Annotated in this window: 17 protein-coding genes and 1 other annotated feature; of the genes, 7 read left to right on the top strand and 10 right to left on the bottom strand. The window is 45.8% G+C overall.

All coding sequences use genetic code 11. From position 1 onward, the window contains the following. Positions 1 to 239 precede the first annotated feature (239 nt). On the bottom strand, positions 240 to 1,445 hold the full coding sequence (locus tag J7E37_RS19295) for an MASE3 domain-containing protein (RefSeq protein ID WP_215026452.1): 1,206 nt from the start codon (positions 1,443 to 1,445) through the stop codon (positions 240 to 242). Between the two features lie 185 nt (positions 1,446 to 1,630). Here J7E37_RS19295 and J7E37_RS19290 point away from each other — a divergent pair, with 185 nt between their 5' ends. Further along, complete coding sequence (locus tag J7E37_RS19290) at positions 1,631 to 2,650, top strand: YeiH family protein (protein ID WP_215026450.1); 1,020 nt, start codon at positions 1,631 to 1,633, stop codon at positions 2,648 to 2,650. Between the two features lie 224 nt (positions 2,651 to 2,874). Here the strand turns inward: J7E37_RS19290 and J7E37_RS19285 are convergent, their stop codons facing one another. Then, on the bottom strand, positions 2,875 to 4,287 hold the full coding sequence (locus J7E37_RS19285) for an FAD-binding oxidoreductase (protein ID WP_215026448.1): 1,413 nt from the start codon (positions 4,285 to 4,287) through the stop codon (positions 2,875 to 2,877). Positions 4,288 to 4,421: 134 nt separating this feature from the next. After that, complete coding sequence (locus tag J7E37_RS19280; RefSeq protein WP_215026446.1) at positions 4,422 to 5,450, bottom strand: ThiF family adenylyltransferase; 1,029 nt, start codon at positions 5,448 to 5,450, stop codon at positions 4,422 to 4,424. A gap of 145 nt (positions 5,451 to 5,595) precedes the next feature. Here J7E37_RS19280 and J7E37_RS19275 point away from each other — a divergent pair, with 145 nt between their 5' ends. Further along, positions 5,596 to 7,437: an aldehyde ferredoxin oxidoreductase family protein gene (locus J7E37_RS19275; protein ID WP_215026444.1), complete on the top strand. Its 1,842-nt coding sequence runs from the start codon at positions 5,596 to 5,598 to the stop codon at positions 7,435 to 7,437. Between the two features lie 498 nt (positions 7,438 to 7,935). Here J7E37_RS19275 and J7E37_RS19270 read toward each other — a convergent pair whose 3' ends face one another. The 3 genes from J7E37_RS19270 to J7E37_RS19260 all read right to left on the bottom strand — a co-directional run bounded on the left by J7E37_RS19270 (position 7,936) and on the right by J7E37_RS19260 (position 9,458). After that, complete coding sequence (locus J7E37_RS19270) at positions 7,936 to 8,208, bottom strand: MoaD-like domain-containing protein (protein ID WP_215026442.1); 273 nt, start codon at positions 8,206 to 8,208, stop codon at positions 7,936 to 7,938. A gap of 1 nt (position 8,209) precedes the next feature. Then, entirely contained in the window at positions 8,210 to 8,482 is a 273-nt protein-coding gene (locus J7E37_RS19265; RefSeq protein ID WP_215026440.1) for a ubiquitin-like small modifier protein 1, read from the bottom strand. An 88-nt stretch (positions 8,483 to 8,570) separates the two neighbouring features. Next, the gene (locus J7E37_RS19260; RefSeq protein WP_215026437.1) at positions 8,571 to 9,458 is read right to left on the bottom strand and encodes a selenium metabolism-associated LysR family transcriptional regulator; all 888 of its coding nucleotides are present in this window, start codon (positions 9,456 to 9,458) and stop codon (positions 8,571 to 8,573) included. Positions 9,459 to 9,754: 296 nt separating this feature from the next. Then, positions 9,755 to 9,997, top strand: a binding site (T-box leader). A 96-nt stretch (positions 9,998 to 10,093) separates the two neighbouring features. Here J7E37_RS19260 and brnQ point away from each other — a divergent pair. Continuing rightward, positions 10,094 to 11,425: a branched-chain amino acid transport system II carrier protein gene (gene brnQ / locus J7E37_RS19255; RefSeq protein WP_215026435.1), complete on the top strand. Its 1,332-nt coding sequence runs from the start codon at positions 10,094 to 10,096 to the stop codon at positions 11,423 to 11,425. A gap of 47 nt (positions 11,426 to 11,472) precedes the next feature. Here brnQ and J7E37_RS19250 read toward each other — a convergent pair whose 3' ends face one another. Further along, on the bottom strand, positions 11,473 to 12,015 hold the full coding sequence (locus tag J7E37_RS19250; protein ID WP_215026432.1) for a GNAT family N-acetyltransferase: 543 nt from the start codon (positions 12,013 to 12,015) through the stop codon (positions 11,473 to 11,475). Between the two features lie 212 nt (positions 12,016 to 12,227). Between J7E37_RS19250 and J7E37_RS19245 the strand changes: the two genes are divergently transcribed. Continuing rightward, on the top strand, positions 12,228 to 12,860 hold the full coding sequence (locus J7E37_RS19245; RefSeq protein ID WP_215026429.1) for a DsbA family oxidoreductase: 633 nt from the start codon (positions 12,228 to 12,230) through the stop codon (positions 12,858 to 12,860). 198 nt (positions 12,861 to 13,058) lie between these two features. Here the strand turns inward: J7E37_RS19245 and J7E37_RS19240 are convergent, their stop codons facing one another. The 3 genes from J7E37_RS19240 to J7E37_RS19230 form a co-directional block, all read right to left on the bottom strand. After that, complete coding sequence (locus J7E37_RS19240) at positions 13,059 to 16,178, bottom strand: MMPL family transporter (RefSeq protein WP_215026427.1); 3,120 nt, start codon at positions 16,176 to 16,178, stop codon at positions 13,059 to 13,061. Position 16,179: 1 nt separating this feature from the next. Next, complete coding sequence (locus J7E37_RS19235; protein WP_215026424.1) at positions 16,180 to 16,635, bottom strand: MarR family winged helix-turn-helix transcriptional regulator; 456 nt, start codon at positions 16,633 to 16,635, stop codon at positions 16,180 to 16,182. A gap of 339 nt (positions 16,636 to 16,974) precedes the next feature. Further along, on the bottom strand, positions 16,975 to 17,403 hold the full coding sequence (locus J7E37_RS19230; protein ID WP_214776280.1) for a cell wall hydrolase: 429 nt from the start codon (positions 17,401 to 17,403) through the stop codon (positions 16,975 to 16,977). 479 nt (positions 17,404 to 17,882) lie between these two features. Between J7E37_RS19230 and J7E37_RS19225 the strand changes: the two genes are divergently transcribed. The 3 genes from J7E37_RS19225 to J7E37_RS19215 are packed head-to-tail and all read left to right on the top strand — an operon-like array spanning position 17,883 to position 19,739. After that, the gene (locus J7E37_RS19225) at positions 17,883 to 18,659 is read left to right on the top strand and encodes a 2-phosphosulfolactate phosphatase (protein WP_215026423.1); all 777 of its coding nucleotides are present in this window, start codon (positions 17,883 to 17,885) and stop codon (positions 18,657 to 18,659) included. Continuing rightward, on the top strand, positions 18,568 to 19,344 hold the full coding sequence (locus tag J7E37_RS19220; protein ID WP_215026538.1) for a phosphosulfolactate synthase: 777 nt from the start codon (positions 18,568 to 18,570) through the stop codon (positions 19,342 to 19,344). Before J7E37_RS19225 ends, J7E37_RS19220 begins: the two co-directional genes overlap by 92 nt. Continuing rightward, positions 19,341 to 19,739 (top strand): VOC family protein, encoded by a 399-nt coding sequence (locus J7E37_RS19215; protein WP_214776282.1) that lies wholly within the window; start codon positions 19,341 to 19,343, stop codon positions 19,737 to 19,739. The genes J7E37_RS19220 and J7E37_RS19215 overlap by 4 nt, the downstream gene beginning before the upstream one ends. Positions 19,740 to 19,814: the final 75 nt, after the last annotated feature.

The raw sequence follows: 19,814 nt of genomic DNA, 5'->3' as shown, positions 1-19,814 counted from the left end.
GGACCTTGTAGAAATTTGTAAACACATCCCTAGTTTAACACTTCGACTCCCTAAAGAATACCCTAAAAAAGACTATTTTTTTTTAAGAGATGAGCTCTCCTTTCTTCAGTTCGTCACCCTCGAAACCTGGACAGGGTTGATACTTATAGCTTATTCACTTATTTTTATAAAATTCCGATATGGCGGGCTGGCAATTAAAGAAACAAAAAAACCCGCATTTCTGCAGGTTCATCCAAATCTCACAAGGCATTTGCCTTTGTATTGCGTGAGCAGCGGTCCAGGCGTGAATACCTGACAATTCCCATAACGGCTCCGGCAACCTCCACTACCTCGCCATTGTTCATGACAGGCATGAGCGAAATCGCATACGTATTTCCGCCAATTTCAATTTCAAAAACAATCTTCTCATTATTTTTCCAGACACAGTCATAATATCGTTCAATTCTCCCTGCTTTTTCTGGCAGGAATTCACCAAGGGTCTTGCCATTGATTTCATTCGGGGTGAAGCCAAGATCGTCCAGCAGCCCGCCGCCGACAATGTGGTGAATGAAATCATTTCCCTGTTTTGACAGCTTGAAAATGACCCCATAGTGGCTATGGATCATTTCCCCGGTTTCCCTCCATAACTTTTCGGGAGGGTCCTTCAGGAAGCTGTCGTCCGTAATCGTCGAAAAGTAGAAGCCTCTCATGATGAAAAAGTAGCCAATCACCTTGTATAAATGCCCAGTAAAATTATCGATATCATAAACACTCTGGTAGATGGTGAACACGAGCTCAGATAAAAAAAGAAACGTGAATGCCAGCGCCACGTAAAGATGCTGACCGTTCTTGCCTTCATTATAAAAGTAAAGCGATATGACAATAGAGATGAAATGAAGGAAACTGACACCGTATTCTATGAGATTTTTCAAGATGGTTGTCCCTTTGCCTTCAATGACGAGCAGCGGAAGGCTTTGTTCATACTTGAAAATCACGAACATGATGACACCTATAACCGCTGAACAAATTGCCAGGCAGATACGCCTTGGATCCTGCCTCAGCTTGCGTTCGGGCAGGACAAGGACAAGCACTATCATCAATGATTCAATGCTTCGTGCCGAAACCCAGAACCATGTCGCCTTTGCGATCGAGCTTTCGGTTATAAAAAAAGGCATCCCTTTGAATGTGAGTGTATGCAATAAGTCGAGCATTCCGACTATGAAAAATAAAAAGCTCAGCATCAGGATTTTTCGCGATTTCGAAAGACCGAAAACTTTCCAGCCGTATGAAAAGATCGAAAAGGAAACAGCAATACTGAAAAATTCCAAGATCGTATGGATGGCAATATAATTTTCAGGATTCAAATAGGACGAAAGGTCGGCATGATAGAGATGGATCAGCATCAAAAGCATGACCGCAGCTACAGTATAAACGAGAAACCTTCCCTCCGACATGCTCTTCTCCATTTTGCTCACCTGCTTAGGGAGGATATAAGTTACCTTTATTATAAGCACCATCCGCGCCCCTTGCTTAGCGTACATATAGCCGTTTTGTGAATATTGACAATTCCGGTTAAATACATATTAGGGTTTTGCTATTTCTCTTTTATTCGGTAAAGTGGTAGTTAGATACATTTGAAGGACGTGTAATCATGAAAGTGAAAGAACTTTTACCCCGTTTTAGCGTGCCTGTCTTCAAGGGTATTGCCTTAACCCTGGTTCTGGCACTGGCCGCGCGCTTGATCGCTGGCCTTACATTCTTCGCGATCCTGGGACAGCTTGTCATTGCCATCATGCTTGGAATGATATGGCGGGCGTCTGTTGGAGTGAACAGCGGACTGTTGGAAGGTGCCTCATATTCCAGCAAAAAGCTGCTTCGGCTCGGGATCATATTGCTTGGATTCAGGCTGAATCTCTATGATATATACAATGCCGGAACAACGGTGTTTTTTATCGCATTCGCGAACCTTACCTTCGCTTTAATTGCTGTTTATGGATTAAGCCGGCTTTTTAAGGTGGAAAAAAGGCTTGGCATCCTGACCGCCTGCGGGACTGCGATTTGCGGAGCTGCCGCTGTCGTCGCCATCGCACCAGTCATCAAGGCAAATGAAAAAGAAACGGCTGTTGGGGCAGCCAATGTTGCTGTGCTTGGAACGATTTTCACCATTCTTTATACCTTGGTATTCTCTTACCTTGATTTGCATGCTCTCGATTATGGGGTTTTTGCAGGAGGAACCTTGCATGAAATTGCCCATGTTGTTGCTGCTGCTGACCCGGCCGGCCAGGCTGCACTCGACCTCGCTATTATCGTAAAATTGACCCGGGTTGCGCTGCTTGTTCCGGTAGCTATTTTAATAGGTTTCTTGATCCAGCGTAAGGAAACCGGTGACGCTGGTAAAAAAATGACTCTGGCTAACCTCCCGATTCCCTGGTTCATCCTTGGATTCCTAGCGGTGAGCGCATTCAATACGACAGGAGTTGTCAGCGATGGCACCGCGTCTGCCATCGTCAGCCTCGCCTACTTGCTCATCGGCATGGCCATGGCAGGACTTGGGTTGAATGTTGACTTTAAGTCTTTCCGGCAGATGGGCGGAAAGGCATTGTCTGCAGGACTTGCCGGGTCTGTGCTGCTTTCGGTGTTTGGGTATTTGTTGGTTGTGATCTTGCTGTAGATGGAGATTTTTACGGAGATTCGGAGTTTTTAATGAAGAAAGTTTTAGACCCCTGGGTCGACTTCGGACAAAGTTCCATGAAAAATTCGCGGTTTTATCCGAACTCTACTTCACGACAAAGTAGAATATAGATCCCCAGTCAATGCAAGGCGAAGAGCTGTCCGAATCACGTTTATTTCGGACAGCTCTTATTTAGATGAACAGTATACCTTCAAACTCAATAGTCAATCCACAAATATCTTCCCAGGATTCAGAATACCGTTCGGATCGAGGGTTCTCTTGATCGACCTCATGACATCATAGGCAGCGCCATGCTCTAGTCGTTGGTATTTCGCTTTCCCCAGGCCGACACCATGTTCACCGGTGCAGGTGCCTCCGCGCTTCAATGCGTAGTGGACGATTTCTTGATTGATCCGTTCGCCTTCTTTTACTTCATCGTGATTTTCCTTGTCCATCAGCAGCAGAACGTGATAGTTTCCATCCCCGACGTGGCCGACGATCGAGCCTTCAATTGCAGAAGCATCGATCAATTCACGGGTGTGGAGGATCGCCTCGGTCAGTTCAGAAACCGGAACGCTGACATCCGTCAGCATGATGCTTTTCTTGCCGGCTGTATGTTTGTAGGCGTACAGCAAATTATGCCTTGCGTCCCAAAGCTGGTTCCGTGCCTTTGAGTCTGCCTCGAATTGGAAGTCCGAACATCCATGGTCCTTCAAAATTTCAGTGGCAAACTCTACATCCTGGGCAAGTCCTGCCTCGTTGCCATGGAATTCCATAAACAGCGTCGTGCTTTCTTCATAATCTGTTTCCATGAATTCATTCACTTTTTTTACCGACTCTGCATCGACGAACTCTATCCGTGCCACAGGTATGCCGCCGGCTAAAATGCCAACCACGGCATCGACGGCATTTTTCACAGATGGAAAAACTGCCCGCCCCGCGGTAATCGCCTCTGGGATGCCATATACTTTCAGCGTAAGTTCAGTGATGACACCAAGCGTTCCTTCCGAGCCGACAAACATGCCGTTCAAGTGGATTCCTGAAGATGACTTGGCTGCAAGGCTGCCAGTATGGATGATGTCACCGTTCGCAAGCACAACCTCAAGGTCCCGCACCTGGTCGCGCATGATGCCGTACCTGACCGAAGTTGTGCCGCTCGCATTTGTGGCCGCCATCCCGCCAAGCGTCGCATCAGCTCCAGGATCGACGGTAAAAAACAATCCATACTTTTTCAGCTCTTTATTCAAGACCGACCTCGTGACCCCAGGATGGACTTTCACAAGAAAATCGCTTTCCTTCACTTCGACGATGGCATTCATCTGTGAAAGGTCAAGGGAAATCCCGCCATTCACCGGGATTACATGTCCTTCCAGACTCGTTCCCAAGCCGAATGGCACAACAGGAATTTTCCGCTCGTTCGCGAATTTTAGCACCTTGCAGACATCCTCTTTATCCTGCGGGAATACAACAACATCCGGCAGGCGCGGTTCGTGATATGACTCATCCCGTCCATGAAGCTCCAAAACCGTTTCATTAACCGTCACCAGTTCTTCATCTACGACTGTCTTCAATTCTTCTATGTAGCCTGCCAAGTCAATCTCTCCTTCTAAAATGTTATGGCCCTTGGTTTTTCGCATTTCAGACTCTTGCTTTACCGGATTATCCTTTAGGAACCCATGTATCTCGCATAATAGTTTTTTGCTTTTACCGGATTATCCATTATGAACCCAGGGTCTTGAATAATAGTTTTTTGCTTTTACCGGATCATCCCTTAGGAACCCATGTATCTCGCATAATACGATTTTGCTTTTACCGTATCATTCGTGCCATGGATGAGGACCCTTCCATCTTGGAAAATGACCATTGTGATTTCTTTGTCCGGCATGAAGCGGAGCAAAAATGGATTGCCTTTGACCTCGCCACTATTTTTCAGGGTGCTGGCGAGTTTCTCCAGGTCCTGTTTCGTTTTATTCCGCGGGTTGATCTGGATTGTGTTCCGGCCGCATAAGGATGCATAGTTAATTTGCTGGTCGGAGGACCGGTCCAAGAATTCGTAATTGTGGTGGACGCATGCGGGGCATTCTGGATTGCGCCCCTGGCTGACGTCCATTTGCAAAAAGGAGTTGTACCAGATATCCATCTGTTCAAGATTAGGATTCGACTCTGCCCCCACGAGCAGCTTGAGTGCCTCGACTGCTTCGAAGGATCCAATGATATCCGTAATCGGTGAAAGTACACCGATGCTGTCGCATGTCTCCCCCAGTCCAGCAGGAACGGATGGAAATAAACATCTGTAGCAAGGGGTTTCCCCCGGTTTGATGGCGGCGAACATCCCTCGTGAACTGACTGCCCCGCCATACACCCACGGAATGCCGTGCTTGACGGCAACATCATTAATGAGATAGCGGGCCATGAAATTATCGGTTCCATCGACAATCACATCAAAGCCTGCAAGCAGATCCTCTGCGTTGTCGAGCGTTAAGTCTGCGATGATTGGCTCTATTTTTACCTCTGAATTGATCTTTTTAAGTTTTTTTTCAGCGGCAATGACCTTCGGCAGGTTCTCACGTGCGTCATCCTCATCATAGAGAGTCTGGCGCTGAAGGTTGGAAAGCTCCACAAGGTCACGGTCGATAATTCGTACCTGCCCGACACCTGATCGGACCAAATGGTTGGAAATCACCGTTCCCAGCGCGCCCATGCCGACGATGACAGCAGAGCTTTTTACTAACTTCTCCTGCCCTCCACTTCCAATTGGCTGGAATAAAATCTGCCTTGAATAACGCTCCAAATCTTTCATCCATATCCCCTCATTTCTATTTCATTATATCTTTAAATAAAGCTTTTTTTTAGGCTGAATTTTCACTATACTTAAAATTAAGAGGAAAATAGGCCTCTTGTATTATTTTTTATCCATATCAAATGAAAGAGGTGGATTAGTTAAGATGAATTTTGGGGGATTTAAAAACAAAGAAGTCGTAGTTGACTTGTCAAATGGCACTGTCGATTACCGAGGCATCAATGAAGACGACGTGAAAAAGTATGTCGGCGGCCGTGGTCTTGGGGTTAAGTATGTTCTTGACAACGGACCTGAAGTAGAGCCTTTGTCAGAAGAAAACATCCTGTGCATCATGACAGGGCCTATAACAGGTTCACGTTCATCTATGAGCGGACGTCTGGCAGTCGTGACGAAGTCTCCATTGACTGGCACGGTTACTGACTCGCACATGGGCGGATGGACAGCAGCCCGTTTGAAGTGGGCCGGAATCGACAACGTCATTTTCAAAGGCAAGAGCGACAAGCCTGTATACCTTTATATCGAAGACGGCAAGGCAGAAATCCGCGACGCTTCTCAATTGTGGGGATTGAGCACGCGCGCGACTGTACAGTCTTTAAAAGATGCACATGGCGAAGAAAATTTAAGCGTTATGACAATCGGCCAGGCTGGCGAAAACGGCGTGCGTTTTGCCGGTTTCATGAACGAGCATGACCGTTCTGCGGGACGGGGCGGTACTGGAGCGGTTGCCGGTTACAAAAAATTGAAAGCAATCGTCATCAAAGCTGCACAAAAAGGCAACATGCCTGAGCCGGCACAAAAAGACGAATACAACCAGGCGAACAAGAAAGCGGTTAAAGCGATTCTTGAAGGCGGCCTGACTGCTCCTAACAAAGGCGGATTGTCCGTATATGGAACAAACGTCCTTACCAACTTGATCAATGAAGTGGGAGCGCTTCCAACTCGCAACTCTCAATTGACACACTGGGATGAAGCAGAAAAGCATTCTGGCGAGTGGGTTAACGAGCATCTGCTTGTTGCCAACAACACATGCCACGCTTGCCCGGTCGGCTGTAAGATCGAAGTTGAAGTCAAGGAAGGCAAATATAAGACTCGCGTAGAAAGCTTTGAGTTTGAATCTGCATGGGCACTTGGTGCGAACAGCGGATTGAGCGACTCTGAAGCGATTGCATACTTAATCGATATCTGTAACGAATACGGCATGGATACAATCGAGCTTGGCCACGCCATCTCTGTCACAATGGAAGCCTATGAAAAAGGCATCGTTGACGAGAAGCTTGATTGGGGCGACGCTGACGGCATGATTGAAATCGCTCGCAAAATCGCATTCCGTGAAGGCTTCGGCGGCATCCTTGCTGAAGGTCCTGCACGCGCGACTGCTGCATGGGGCGTTCCTGAACTCTCTATGTCAGTAAAAGGCCAGTCCATCCCGGCTTACGATCCACGCGGTATCCAGGGTATCGGCCTTGGCTATGCGACAAGTAACCGTGGTGCCTGCCACCTTCGCGGCTACACAATCGCATCTGAAATCGCCGGCATTCCTGAGCCAACAGACCGTACAGTAGCAGAGGGCAAGGCCGAGCTTCTAAGCGTATTCCAGAACCTGCTTTCATTCTCTGACTCTATGAATATCTGTAAGTTCTCTTCATTCTCTGAAAATGCAGAGCATTATGCTGAGCAATACAGCACAATGACTGGCATTCCGATGTCAGCGGATGATGTCATGCTAGCAGGCGAAAGAATTTACAACCTTGAGCGTTACTACAATAACCTGGCTGGCTTCAACAAGCGTGAGGACGACTTCCTGCCAAAACGCTTCACTGAAGAAGGCGCTTCTGGAAACAGTGAAGGACTTGTCTCCCGCATGGATATCATGCTTGAAGACTACTATAATGTCCGCGGCTGGAAAGATGGCGTTGTTACAGAAGAAAAACTTCGCGAACTGGGCATCATCGGCGAAGAAACAGCTCCGGCTACAGAGGAAGTATAATAGATTTGAAGGAAACCAGGCAGAAATTGCCTGGTTTTTGCTTTAAATGGATCAAAAAGTGATGTACGAAAATCTTTTATAGCGGAACTTTCATTTTTTATAGCGGGATTTTTGTTTTTTTATCTGGATTTTTATTTTTATAGCGAGTTTATTGTTTTTATAGCGAGTTTTTCCTTTTTATAGCGACTTTATCACTTTTATAGCGACTTTACCGTTTTTATAGCGACTTTTTCATTTTTATAGCGAACTGGAAAAAACAGCTGATTTTTTCCAGTAAGGCTCATTTCGTAAACTTTGTTGCTTTCTCAAACAAAAGTAAAAACCGGCACCTGGGTTTTTAAGAGTACTAAAGTAATCTTTCTTCAGAAGTCTCCTCGAAAGGAGCCCCGATACCTTTTTTAGCGCGATTATAGAACATGTACGAAATGGAACACTCAATGCGAAAGCAGCCTCCAGTAAAATAAAAAAGGCTCCGGCATTAATCTGCCGAACCCTTAACTATCCGCCTACCCGAGTTGTTTTATAACGGTAATTTTTGATCAGTTGTTCGAGCTCACCCATGGTTTCTGCCGCAAAGCGGATATGTACTGCATTGACGATGAATGTTTTTGTAAAAGCAAGCTCATCCTCACTTATGATTTCTGCTCTCCATCCTCCCGCCTCATACACAAACGGGAAGGAGTCGGTCACGAGCCTGCCGCCCAGTTCTTCAAAGTACATTCCAAGGTGATCCAGGTTAATTCCGCGGAATTCTAGTATTCTATCAACCATATCAGCCACCGGCAACCGGAGGGAACAGCGCGAACTGGTCGCTTTCTTTTACATACGTTTGAAGGTCCTGGTCATGGACGATGTTTCGGCCATTGATGTAGACATGCACAAATGGCTTTAGCGACTTTTCTTCTGTAAAAATCTCTTCGTGCAAATCCGGGAACATTTCGCACATTTTATCAAGCACGTCCATTACCCGGTCTCCATCAGGCTTCACTTCGACTGTCACGCCTCCGCAAATCTCCCTGAGATTAGCAAATACCTTAACCTGCATCCTAAACGCCCCTTTCTCCTTACCTTAATAATAAATTGAAAAATGAAAAATGTCATTAGCTCATTCAGCAGGGGCTCTTCACTCTCATTTACGATTTTTTATTCACTATTTCTGAGAATTGTCTGATCATTGGAGTGTTTTCAGCATCTGTATCGGTCACAAGATAAAATTCCCTTTCGTATGGTTCAAACATGTCGACGATTTTAATGCGCCCAGCTCTTTGTGCAGGCATAGCCGCCAGCCTGGAAATAAAACTGATGCCCAGCCCTGCTTCAACTGCAGCGATTACGGATTCTGTGCTTCCGATGGATACGGCAACTGTCAAAGCTTCAAACGACAGGCCTTTTTCTGCTAAGTAATGCTCCATCATTTTGCGGGTGCCCGACCCTTCTTCACGGAGGACGAAATCATATTGTTGAATTTGTGAAAAATCCGCTGATTCCGTTTGGACTAATGGGTGGCCGTCTGGCGTAACTAAAACCAAAGAGTCCTTGGCAACTGGGTTGCTCTTTAACAATCGGGATTCGACCTTCATCCCGATGATCGCAGCATCAATCTGGTGGTTCTGCAGTTTTTCAAGGACCTTTTTCGAATCACCGATTTCGATTTTGACATCCACTTTCGGAAAAAGGCTGCGGAACTTTTTAACCCAGCCGGGAAGCAAATAGGTTCCCGGTATGGTACTCGCCCCAATTGTCAGTGTGCCTGTCAGGGTACCCTGGAATTCGCCGAGTTCGCCCTCCAGCACCCTCCACCGCTTGGCAATATCCTTTGCCGCTGTATAAACAAGCATCCCTGCAGGAGTCGGCCTGATTCCTGCCGCTCCCCTGTCTAGCAGTTCAAATCCCAGCTCATCTTCCAGGCTTTTGATTTTCAGGCTGACAGATGGCTGTGAGCTTTTAAGCGCAGCCGCTGCTTCAGAAAAACTATTTTTTTCGACAACCATTATGAATGCCTCAAGTTTTTTCAGATTCATGGCATTTCTCCAATTTCAGACATATTATATAATCCAATATTAATACGAATTGCCCTGATATGGACAATAAATTTAAGTTGAAAAGATTTTATTAGACATTTTAGGGGATACTGACGTCAATGTGTCTATTAAACAGGGCTTCTTAGACATTTTGAAGAAAACGGGCTTCAAAATTGTCTATTAAGCAGGGCATTCCGAGGGTATCGGGCTTAAAATGAAAAACTTTCCTTGGCTAATAGTATTGACATATCATTATCTGAATATTAATATAGTTCTTGTTAATATATTTTACAATAATAAAATCGATGACGAGAACACGTCCTTTATGGAACCTGATCCCCAGAGAGCCGGTAATTTGCTGCAAGCCGGTGTTCAGATTATAGAGGAACATCATCTCTGAGATGCAAAGCTGAAACCAAGTTGCAGTAAGCTTTGCCGGCTGGTCCGCCGTTAAACGGAACACGTATGATGGTACGTTGATGAGAGCCGCATGTTTGTGCGGAATCAGGGTGGTAACGCGAGCGCAACTCGTCCCTATTATTAGGGGCGAGTTTTTTGTTTTTCATTGTATAACATTCCGTTCAGAAGTTCCTATACTCTCAGTGCCAGAACATTATATTAGGAGGAGAAAAAGAATGGGAAGCTTAAGGGGTAAAGAAACACTCACAATCGGTCTTATGTTATTTGCATTATTTTTTGGAGCAGGGAATCTGATTTTCCCGCCGTTCCTGGGGCAGGAAGCAGGGGCGAATTTTTGGCCAGCCATGCTTGGTTTTGTTGTAACCGGAGTTGGACTGCCATTATTGACTGTTGTTGTCATTTCGATGGCTAAGGATGGTATAAAAGAAATCGGCTCTAAGGTACACCCAGTTTTTGCAATCGTTTTCAGCGCTGCAGTGTATTTATCGATCGGACCTTTCTTCGGAATTCCAAGGAGCGCCAATGTCGCTTTTGAAATGTCCGTTAAGCCGTTCCTTGGGGAATCCGGACTGAATTCCACAGCACTTTGGCTGTTTACACTTGTCTTTTTCGCACTCGTTTACTGGGTTACGTTAAACCCTTCAAAAATGGTCGAACGGATTGGAAGCATCCTGACGCCTGTTTTGCTTGCGGCGATCGTCCTGCTCGTGATTGGCAGTTTTTTCAAGCTGGAAGGTTCGTTTGGACAGGTATCTGAAAAATATACTTCAGCTCCATTTGCTACGGGATTCCTGGAAGGGTACCTGACGATGGATACCATTGCTGCATTGGCCTTTGGTATCATTGTGGTTGGAGCTATCCAGCAGAAAAAAAAGCTGGAACGCAAGCAGGTTGTAAGGGAAACAATGAAAGCTGGCGTAATCGCTGGCATCGGATTAGCTTTTGTATATGTAACAGTCGGCCTTCTTGGTGCAAAAATAGCCTCAGTTGGTGAATACGAAAATGGCGGTGCCATTTTAACAGAATCAGCAAAGCTGATGTTCGGGGCGCCAGGCATGCTGCTACTCGGTTTGATCGTAACGCTTGCCTGCTTCACAACGGCAGTTGGCCTTGTAGCCGCGACAAGCCAATTTTTCGCCAAAATGATGCCAAAGGTTCCTTATAAGACTTTCACACTCGTTGTGACAGTGTTCAGCTTATTGATCGCGAATCTTGGCCTCAACCAGATCATTTCGATTTCGGTACCAGTGTTGATCGTCCTTTATCCGATCACGATCGTCCTTGTCATCCTCTCCTTCCTTGACCGTTTCTTCAAGGGGGCACGCGGAGTCTATGTGGGAGCAGTTTTTGCAACAGCACTAGTAAGTGTAGTTGACGGTTTGAAGACATTCGGTGTTGAGTCAGAGGCACTCGGATCACTTCTAAAATCATTGCCGCTATATGCGGAGGGACTAGGCTGGCTGCTGCCTGCACTTGTTGGCGCACTTGCCGGCTGGGCCTTTGACAGGCTTGTTCCATCTAAAGAGTTAAAGGCGGCCTCAGAATAATAGGACTGAAATGGACCGGGCGTGAAGTATGCCCGGTCCATTATTTTTTATATGGAGAGTTCTTCCCACTCCGGCCTTAGGATTCCCATATTGATTCGGTCGTAAATTTTGCCATCACGATGGACCCCTTGCCTCACCCTGCCTTCGATTTGAAAGCCAGCTTTCTGGTAGGCACGGATTCCCCGCTTATTATATTCAATGACATCCAGGCCGACACGGTTCAGGTTCAGTTCATGAAAGGCATAGCGAAGAATCAGCTGCAGCGCTTCGGAACCATACCCTTTACCACGGTCATTGGCGTTGCCGATGCCCATTGCGAGCATTCCAGCCCGATTATTCCATTCGATGCTGTGGATGACGATAAATCCAATCAGCCTGTCATCCTCGATCGTCCGTACGCGGAAGTAAAAGCTATTCGAACTCGGCTCACCCTCACCTTCAAAATGTTCAACCGGGCGGGGAATCGCAATATCGGTGTCAACATTTCTCAAATATTCCGGGTCTTCATCCCAGGAAGCGATGATATCTGTATCCCCTTCCCTTTTTGCTGTAAGCTTTAGCGTTTGGCCGCGAAAAAGATTCTTTGTCATTATTTTTTCTCCTATTTTAGTATTGTTTTCACCTCTTCATCTGAAAAAACCAAGCTATATATACGCAATATACTATCCCCTTTAAGTTTGATATTTCCATCTTATGGTTTCCGCGCGTTTTAGGCAATAAAAATTATTGTAAGTTTTATGTTCGATGTATAAAGGTATAATCCAAACAAAATCTAAAGATAACAATTTTACAGGAGGCTGCTATGACACTAAATATCAAAATCTACTCTGATTACGTTTGACCATTTTGCTTTTTGGCGGAGTTTCCGCTAAAGGAAGCGATAAAGGGGAAGGATGTCCGACTTGAATGGATGCCTTTTGAATTGAGACCCTATCCGAACAAAACACTGAAGCCTGAAGAACACTATCTGCAAAGCACCTGGAAGCAATCCGTCTACCCAATGGCTGAGCGGATGGGCATCGACATTGTCCTTCCGGATGTGTCTCCCCAGCCATATACGCATCTGGCATTCGAGGGCTATCAGTATGCGAAGGAGAAAGGAAAAGGAAATGAGTATAACGACCATATGCTCCGTGCTTTTTTCCAGAGAGGGCTGGATATTGGGGATGTCGAGGTATTGACGATGCTTGCTGAAGAGATCGGCCTGGATAAAACGGAGTATCGTGAAGCACTGGAAACAAGGAAATATAAAGAGGCACATCAGCAGGCTCTTGACCATGCATATAACGAGGTTGATATAACCGCTGTCCCCACCTTCATCATTGGTGACAGGGTCGTTCCGGGAATGAGGTCGAAAGAAGCGCTGGAACAAGTGATCAACTCCGAGATTGAAGACTCGGACGGTGGGTTATCATGCGGAGTGGATGGATGTTAAAGCTAAAAAGGGCAGCCACAATGTGTGGACTGCCTCTTTTAAAATATAAAATGTATAAAATTCAACTTCGAGAATTGTCCAGCTTCAGCGCCTAGCCCCTCGAGTCGCTTCGGTCTGCCCAATGAAGTCAAAGAACGACTTCACTGGGCAGACCTCCAGCGCTTGTCGGGGCTGACCAAGGCGCTTACGCTTTTCTTACTATGCCCTTTTAAACGGCCACCAGTTTGCTTCGCCAAAGTTCTTTACCAGTACAGGGATGAACAACGGCAGCATGATGAATGCATATAAGAACAATCCAACAAGAAGGATTGATGCGATTTGCAGCAGGGACATCATGCCTGATGGCATCATTGCCGCGAATGTTCCGCCGAGGATGACAGCCGCCGAAATGATGACTGTTCCCATCTTCTTCATCGATAGCAGCATGGCTTCAGAGATTGATAGATTCTTATATTCATTGAAACGGTCCATCAAGAAAATGCTGTAGTCGACTCCAAGGGCAACAAGGATGACAAAGGCGAAGAACGGTACTGCCCAGCTGATGCCTGAGTAGCCAAGGATATCAACATAGATGACCTCGTTGACTGCCATCGCTGTATAATAGGTTAAAATCAGTGAGCCGATAATGTAGATTGGCATGATGATCGAGCGGAACAGGAACACCAGGATGATCCCGATCCCCACCAGCATCAGGATGACCGTCCGCGAGTAATCCTGGCCGGACATCGTATCAAGGTCGGCGTTCGTGCTGGTGATGCCGCCAATTGCCAAATCTGCGTTCTCAAGCTTCGTCCCTTTCGTCGCTCGCTCGACTGCTTCCTCGATTTCAGCAACCTGAGCCATCGCTTCATTTGAATAAGGATTCGCTTCGAAAATAACGTCCATCGTCATGACTTTGCGGTCGTTTGACATATAAACATCGAATACCTGGGTGAATTCTTCACTCTCAAGTACATCAGTCGGCAAATAGAAGCCATTGGAATCCGATTCAGCCAGGCCATCCAGATACTCCTGTGCAGAGCCAAGGCCTACAGATACCTGGTTCAACCCGTCCGTACTCTGGCTGAGACCATCTGTAAGCTGTTCAAGCTGGCCTCCCAGACCGCCAAATCCGGCAAGCAGCTGCTGCTGTCCGGCATTGATTCCGGTTAGGCCATTCGTCAGCCTAGGAAAGTTATCGACAATCTGTCCTTGCCCGTCAGCTAGCTGATTTAATCCTGACTGCTGCTCTTCGATTCCGTCGATGAGCTGCTGGAGGCCAGGACCGAAGTTTGCCTGCTGTGCCAGAGCTTCGGCAAAGGCATTGTTTGCTTTGGCCATCCCGCCGGTCAGCTGAGGCAATTGCTCATTAAGCTGCTCCAAGCCTGCTGAAGCTTTTGCCAGCTCACCTTCCAGATAGCCAATCTGGTCTTTGATTTGCTGATAGTTTTCGTCTGCTTGTAACGTTTGGTCTCTCTGTTCCAAATAACCAAAAAGCTGGCCATTGGCCTGTGAGATCCCGCCTGAGAGTTGGGCAATCCCATCTCCAGCCTTTTTGTAGCCGGCTTCCAGCTTTGCCAGACCTGTCTGCATCTCAACATATTTTCCCTGAAGGTCCTTATACCCAGCAAGCAATGCCTCGGCTCCCGCCTTAGCTTCTGCTAAGCCGGCCTGAATCTGGTCAGAACCAGCAGACCCCTTGCGGATGCCGTTTTCGATTTTTTCCAGGTTGGTCTGGATTTCACCAAGACCTGACTTAATTTCGGTCGTTCCATTGATTAACTGGTTAATGCCATCAGCTGTACTATCCAGTTCCGGAGCTGATTTGGACAGTTCAGATTCTGCTTCCTGAAGACCTTCGCTGATTTTATCCAGGCCTTCTTTGCCTTCTCCAAGTCCTGAACCGAGTGTTTCAGCCTGCTTGGATACGAAAAAGTCTTCGATTGGTTCGCCGGTTGGTCTTGTCACCGAGCGAACGGTGTCAACGAGGTCGACCTTTTCCAATTCAGTGCTGATTCTCTCAGCCAGCTCGATGTATTCTGCCGAATCCATTCTTTCGTCATTTTTCAAAATGACCTGGGTTGGCATGGATTCACCAGGCCCGAAGCTGTCGGCGATTGCGTTGAAGGCCTTTATTGAGTTTACATCCCCGCTGATTTCATCCAGTGAGTTATAGCTCAACTCCCCATCGTAGGAAAACAGGAATGGTACGCATACTGCCGCCACAATCAACAGGCTGAGGAATGGACGAGCCAGTGAGAAGCTGCCGACTGTTCCCCATAGCTTGCTTTCACCATGTTCAGCGCTTTGTTTTGAAGGCCAGAAAATCTTTTGTCCTAATACCGCCATAAAAAATGGGACAATAGTGAATAATCCGAGCAAGAGCATTGCGACACCAATCGCTACAGCTGCAGCGGACTGATATAAAATAAATTCTGAGAATCCTATAGCGGCGAATCCGATCATAACCGCTACACCGCTGAAAAAGACGGTACGTCCCGCGTTCTTGTATGTTGCGACAATCGCAGCCGGCACGCTTTCATTATGTGCCATCTCTTCCTTAAAGCGGCTGAGCAGCAAAATACAGTAATCCGTTCCAATCCCGAACAAGACGGCAACAAGGAAAATCTGCGTATAATTTGAAAGCGGGAAATTGAATTGATCAACAAGCATTGCTACGATTGATTGTGAAACAAGATAGGCCATCCCGACTGTCAATAATGGAATGACAGGAGCGACGACAGACCTGAATACCAGCAAAAGCACTACGAGGATAAAGACGACTGTGATACCTTCAGTCTTTTTCAATCCTTCTTCAGAGCTTGTCATCAGGTCTTCATTGATGAGCCACTGACTTGTGTAATAGTGGTCGACTTCGATATCTTCAATCGTTTCATACAGAAGCTTGCTTACCTCCGCTGGTTCGCGGTCATTCCAATTGACCGTGACTGAGATTAAGATCGATTTCCCATCGTCAGATACAAGCTGTTCCTTAAGGCTTTCTTCATTGAAATGTGTCAGGATATCGGTAATTCCGATTTCTTCCCTGTTATCTTCAAGTGCGCGGATTGCTTTCTCCGCTTCCTTGATCTCGTCCTGAGTCAATTTCTTTTCGCTACGGAAGACGAGTGCGACCTGGGTATCATCCCCTCCGCCTTCCTGTTTCCTTACGTTGTCCAAGATTTTGCCGGCCAATGTTGATGAGTACTCGTCAGGCACGGTAATCTGGCCTTTTTCCCGGACAAGTTCAGCCATATTCGGCGCAGCCATGAACAGGCCTGCAGCCACAAGAATCCACACAATAATGACAAACCATTTCTGCTTAATAATGAATTTCACGTTACTCCACCCTGCTCTTTCTTTCTGTTAAAATGTCATTCAGCTTGTCGTACGTCTTAAGGAACTGGACGATTTCATCCTGGTCGAATTTTTCAATAAAGGATGCTACTAGCACCTGTATCCGCTCCTCCGTCTTCCGAAAAAGTTCATTTCCCTTGTCAGTCAAAGACAGGTATACCAGGCGCCTGTCATTTTCATCCCGTTCCCGCTGGATTAGCCCTTTTTCCCACAGCCGAGTAATGATCGCCGTGATCGCACTCTTTTTGACATCGAAAACTTCAGCCAGCTCGGAGGATGTGCAAGTGCCAACCTTATCGATATAACGCAAAGTATAATGCTGGTCATTCGTCAGGTCGGAACCTATTTCTTCCTTGATCAGTCCCTCGGCAATTTTGTTGACCGAAAAAGAAACATGGATATAATGGTCAACTAAATCCTTGATTGATTTATCACACATGTCTATATATTCACCCCGCTCTAAACTTATTCCATCCTTTAACTGTTCAACTGTTTAACTATTAACCTTTTTAACTTTAATCCTAATCACTTCCTATGTCAATAAGAAAGGCTCTTTTCTCAAACTTTGTTACTATTGAATACAAGCTAGGATTGAAATGACCTATTTTTCTTCACAAAGTTGACTCTTTTGTGAGAAAAGAGCATGCAAACTTAATACCGACCAGCAAAATGGCCTTCTATCACGTTAAAATCGGCTTTAGGATTTTAACAACAATCTTTACGAAAACAGCCCTAAGAAAACAAAAAGACTGCCCAGGTTTTCAGGCAGTCCAGCTATTTAAAATGTGTTATAAATATTTGCGCACTCTTCACCTGTTGGTTCATAAAAACAGTGAAGCTTAAACCGGCCGACATGCGGCTGATTGTACCATGTCGGCGGACAATCTCCTGAAGGCCGGAAATACCATAGGCTATATTTGGACGGCCATAGCCTCTCCCCTTTCAGCACACGCCTTGCGAGTCTCTTTTCAGCTTCTCTTGCACGTTGATAAAAATAACCCTTTTGCGTTGCCTCAAAAGCATGTTCCTGATAAATCATCTGCGGAACGGTCCTTAACCCCTTAAAATCAGAACAGTTCGCACGTATCCGGTTGATCCCTACATTTCCCACCATCAGCATTCCCTGCTGCCCTTCACCCTCAGCCTCTGCTCTTAACAATCGGGCCAACAGATCGACATCAGCCTCCGTATGCTTCACTACTGCCATGGCATAACCCCCACCATTTTTTTGCCTCTGTTTCCTGTAAAAATCTTAATAGTGCCATTATTAAGCTTATTTGTTGATGGCTCGGGTTATAACGGATTTATTTATTTGTTTAAATCAGACTAGTCTTTGTCATATAAAAGAAAGCGGCAAAAATGTTAAGAATCAGCGCGAGGAATCCATACGGCAATGCGAGAAAGATGACCTAGTGGATATCGTTCTCATGAGTTTAAATTCTCACGTACATTCGCGGGTCCAAATTTATCCCCTTTTTCGGACACCAGTACTTGTATGCACTAAGAAAGGGTTCTATTTACGATGGATAAGGTACCTATATAAGTCCCTATGAATATAATCTTTTGTAATTTAGGCAAATGTAAATGCATGGGTTTTTAAGATTCACTCTGCAGTGTCCATATAAAAATTCCAATCACTCAGATACCTGGAATTTAATCTAATAAACTGCTAGGGGGAGAGAACATATGAGAGTAAATATCTACCAAGGCCACCAGCATAATCTGCCGTTTTCTGATGCAAATATTGTTATCGATGTCATCAGGGCCTTCACTGTTGCACACCATGCCTTTCTTGGAGGGGCAAAGGAAATCCTCCTCGTTAATTCGGTTTCGGAAGCTGTGGCTTTAAAGGAAAAATACCCAAATTATTTTTTAGCCGGAGAAATCAAGGGACTGCCCATTGCTGGTTTCGACCTCGATAATTCTCCGAGACGAATCAGCGGTGAGGATGTCAGGGGAAGAACAATAGTCCAGAAGACGACAAATGGAGTAAGAGCACTTCTGAATGCTTTGAACGCAGAGAAAGTCTATGCGACAGGTTTTTCAAATGCAAGGAAAACAGCGGAGCATATTCTGAAAACTTGCAGGCAGGATGCCTTAATTAATATTATCGCCTCCCATCCTGACGGGGGTGATGACCTCGCCTGCGCTGAATACATCAAGTCGATCATCGAGGATGATGCAACCCTCGCAGCAGAGGATGTTGTACAAAGGATAGTAAGCTGTGAGGCAGCCCGGAAATTTTTTGATCACGGACAGCCGGACTTTGACGCACGGGATCTCGATTATTGTACAAAAGAGCTTGATGAAGCCTTTGTAATGGTGGTGGATGATAAAAAGGGATTACCCAGAATTGTGAGGTTATATGATGATGAAACATTTTGGTTTAAAGCTCCCGGCGCGGCAGGAAAAGCCAAGGACCAGGGGATTGACAATCTTAATAGACAACGGTCTTCCTTGTAACTATTTTAAAGACACGATTAAAGGGGCAGGCCATTATATTGACTTTGTAAAATTCGGCTGGGGCACCTCAATCGTTTCTTTGAACCTTGAAGAGAAAATGACGTGCTTAAAGGAAAACGATGTTGACTATTTTTTCGGCGGCACCTTATTTGAGAAATTCCTGAGCCAGAACAAACTGGATGACTTTTACCGCTACTGTAAGATGTATGATTGTCGTTATATTGAGATTTCTAATGGGACGCTGCCGATCACCAATAGGGAAAAAGCTGGATATATTTCCGATTTCGCCGGAGAATTCAACATCTTCAGTGAAGTCGGGAGCAAAGACAGTATGATTTCAGGGAATTCCAGCTCACAGGAATGGATTGAATATATTCACGAAGACTTTGAAGCAGGGGCAGAGAAAGTGATCACGGAGGCGCGGGAAGGCGGAACGAGCGGTATATGCACCGGCAGCGGAGACATACGGTTCGATATCATCGAAGAGATCATTTCATCGGGACTGAACCTGGATCACCTTATTTTTGAAGCACCGAACAAGAAAATGCAAACATGCTTCCTCAGCTTGGCCGGTCCACAGGTCAATCTTGCAAATATCCCATTCGCGGATGCCATAGCTCTGGAAACACTGAGGCTGGGCTTGCGCTCAGACACTTTTCATAATTATCAGGAGGAACGGGTATGAGAGATACGGACAAAGTGTTTCATCTTGCTATCCCGTGCAAGGAGCTTGATGAAACAGTGGATTTTTACGAACGGCTTGGCTGTAAATTGGCAAGAAGATATCATGACAGGGTGACATTTGATTTTTTCGGTGACCAGGTTGTCTGTCATTTGAATCCGGAAAAAATAGACCCTGAGCCCCGAATGTATCCCCGCCATTTTGGCATTACCTTTATTAAAAAGCAGGAATTCGACCTTGCCCATGAATATGCAGTCGAAAATAAACTGACGTTTTTCCAGGAACTGATGGTCCGCTTTCCAGGAAAGAAAGAAGAGCATGTAACCTTCTTCCTGATAGACCCGGCTAATAATTTATTGGAATTCAAATATTACCATGATCCAGCGATGGTTTATTAACAGATTCGGAGCCCTTTTCCGGGGCTCTTTTATTTGGTTGTTTTTTCTAAGAGCAGGGTTGATGTTTCTATATAT

Origin of the sequence: Bacillus sp. ISL-39 (genome assembly GCF_018613295.1) — a bacterium.
In the GTDB taxonomy this organism is placed as follows: Bacteria; Bacillota; Bacilli; order Bacillales; family Cytobacillaceae; genus Mesobacillus.
Note: the sequence above shows the minus strand (reverse complement) of the source record. Positions and strands in the feature narration are given on the sequence as shown.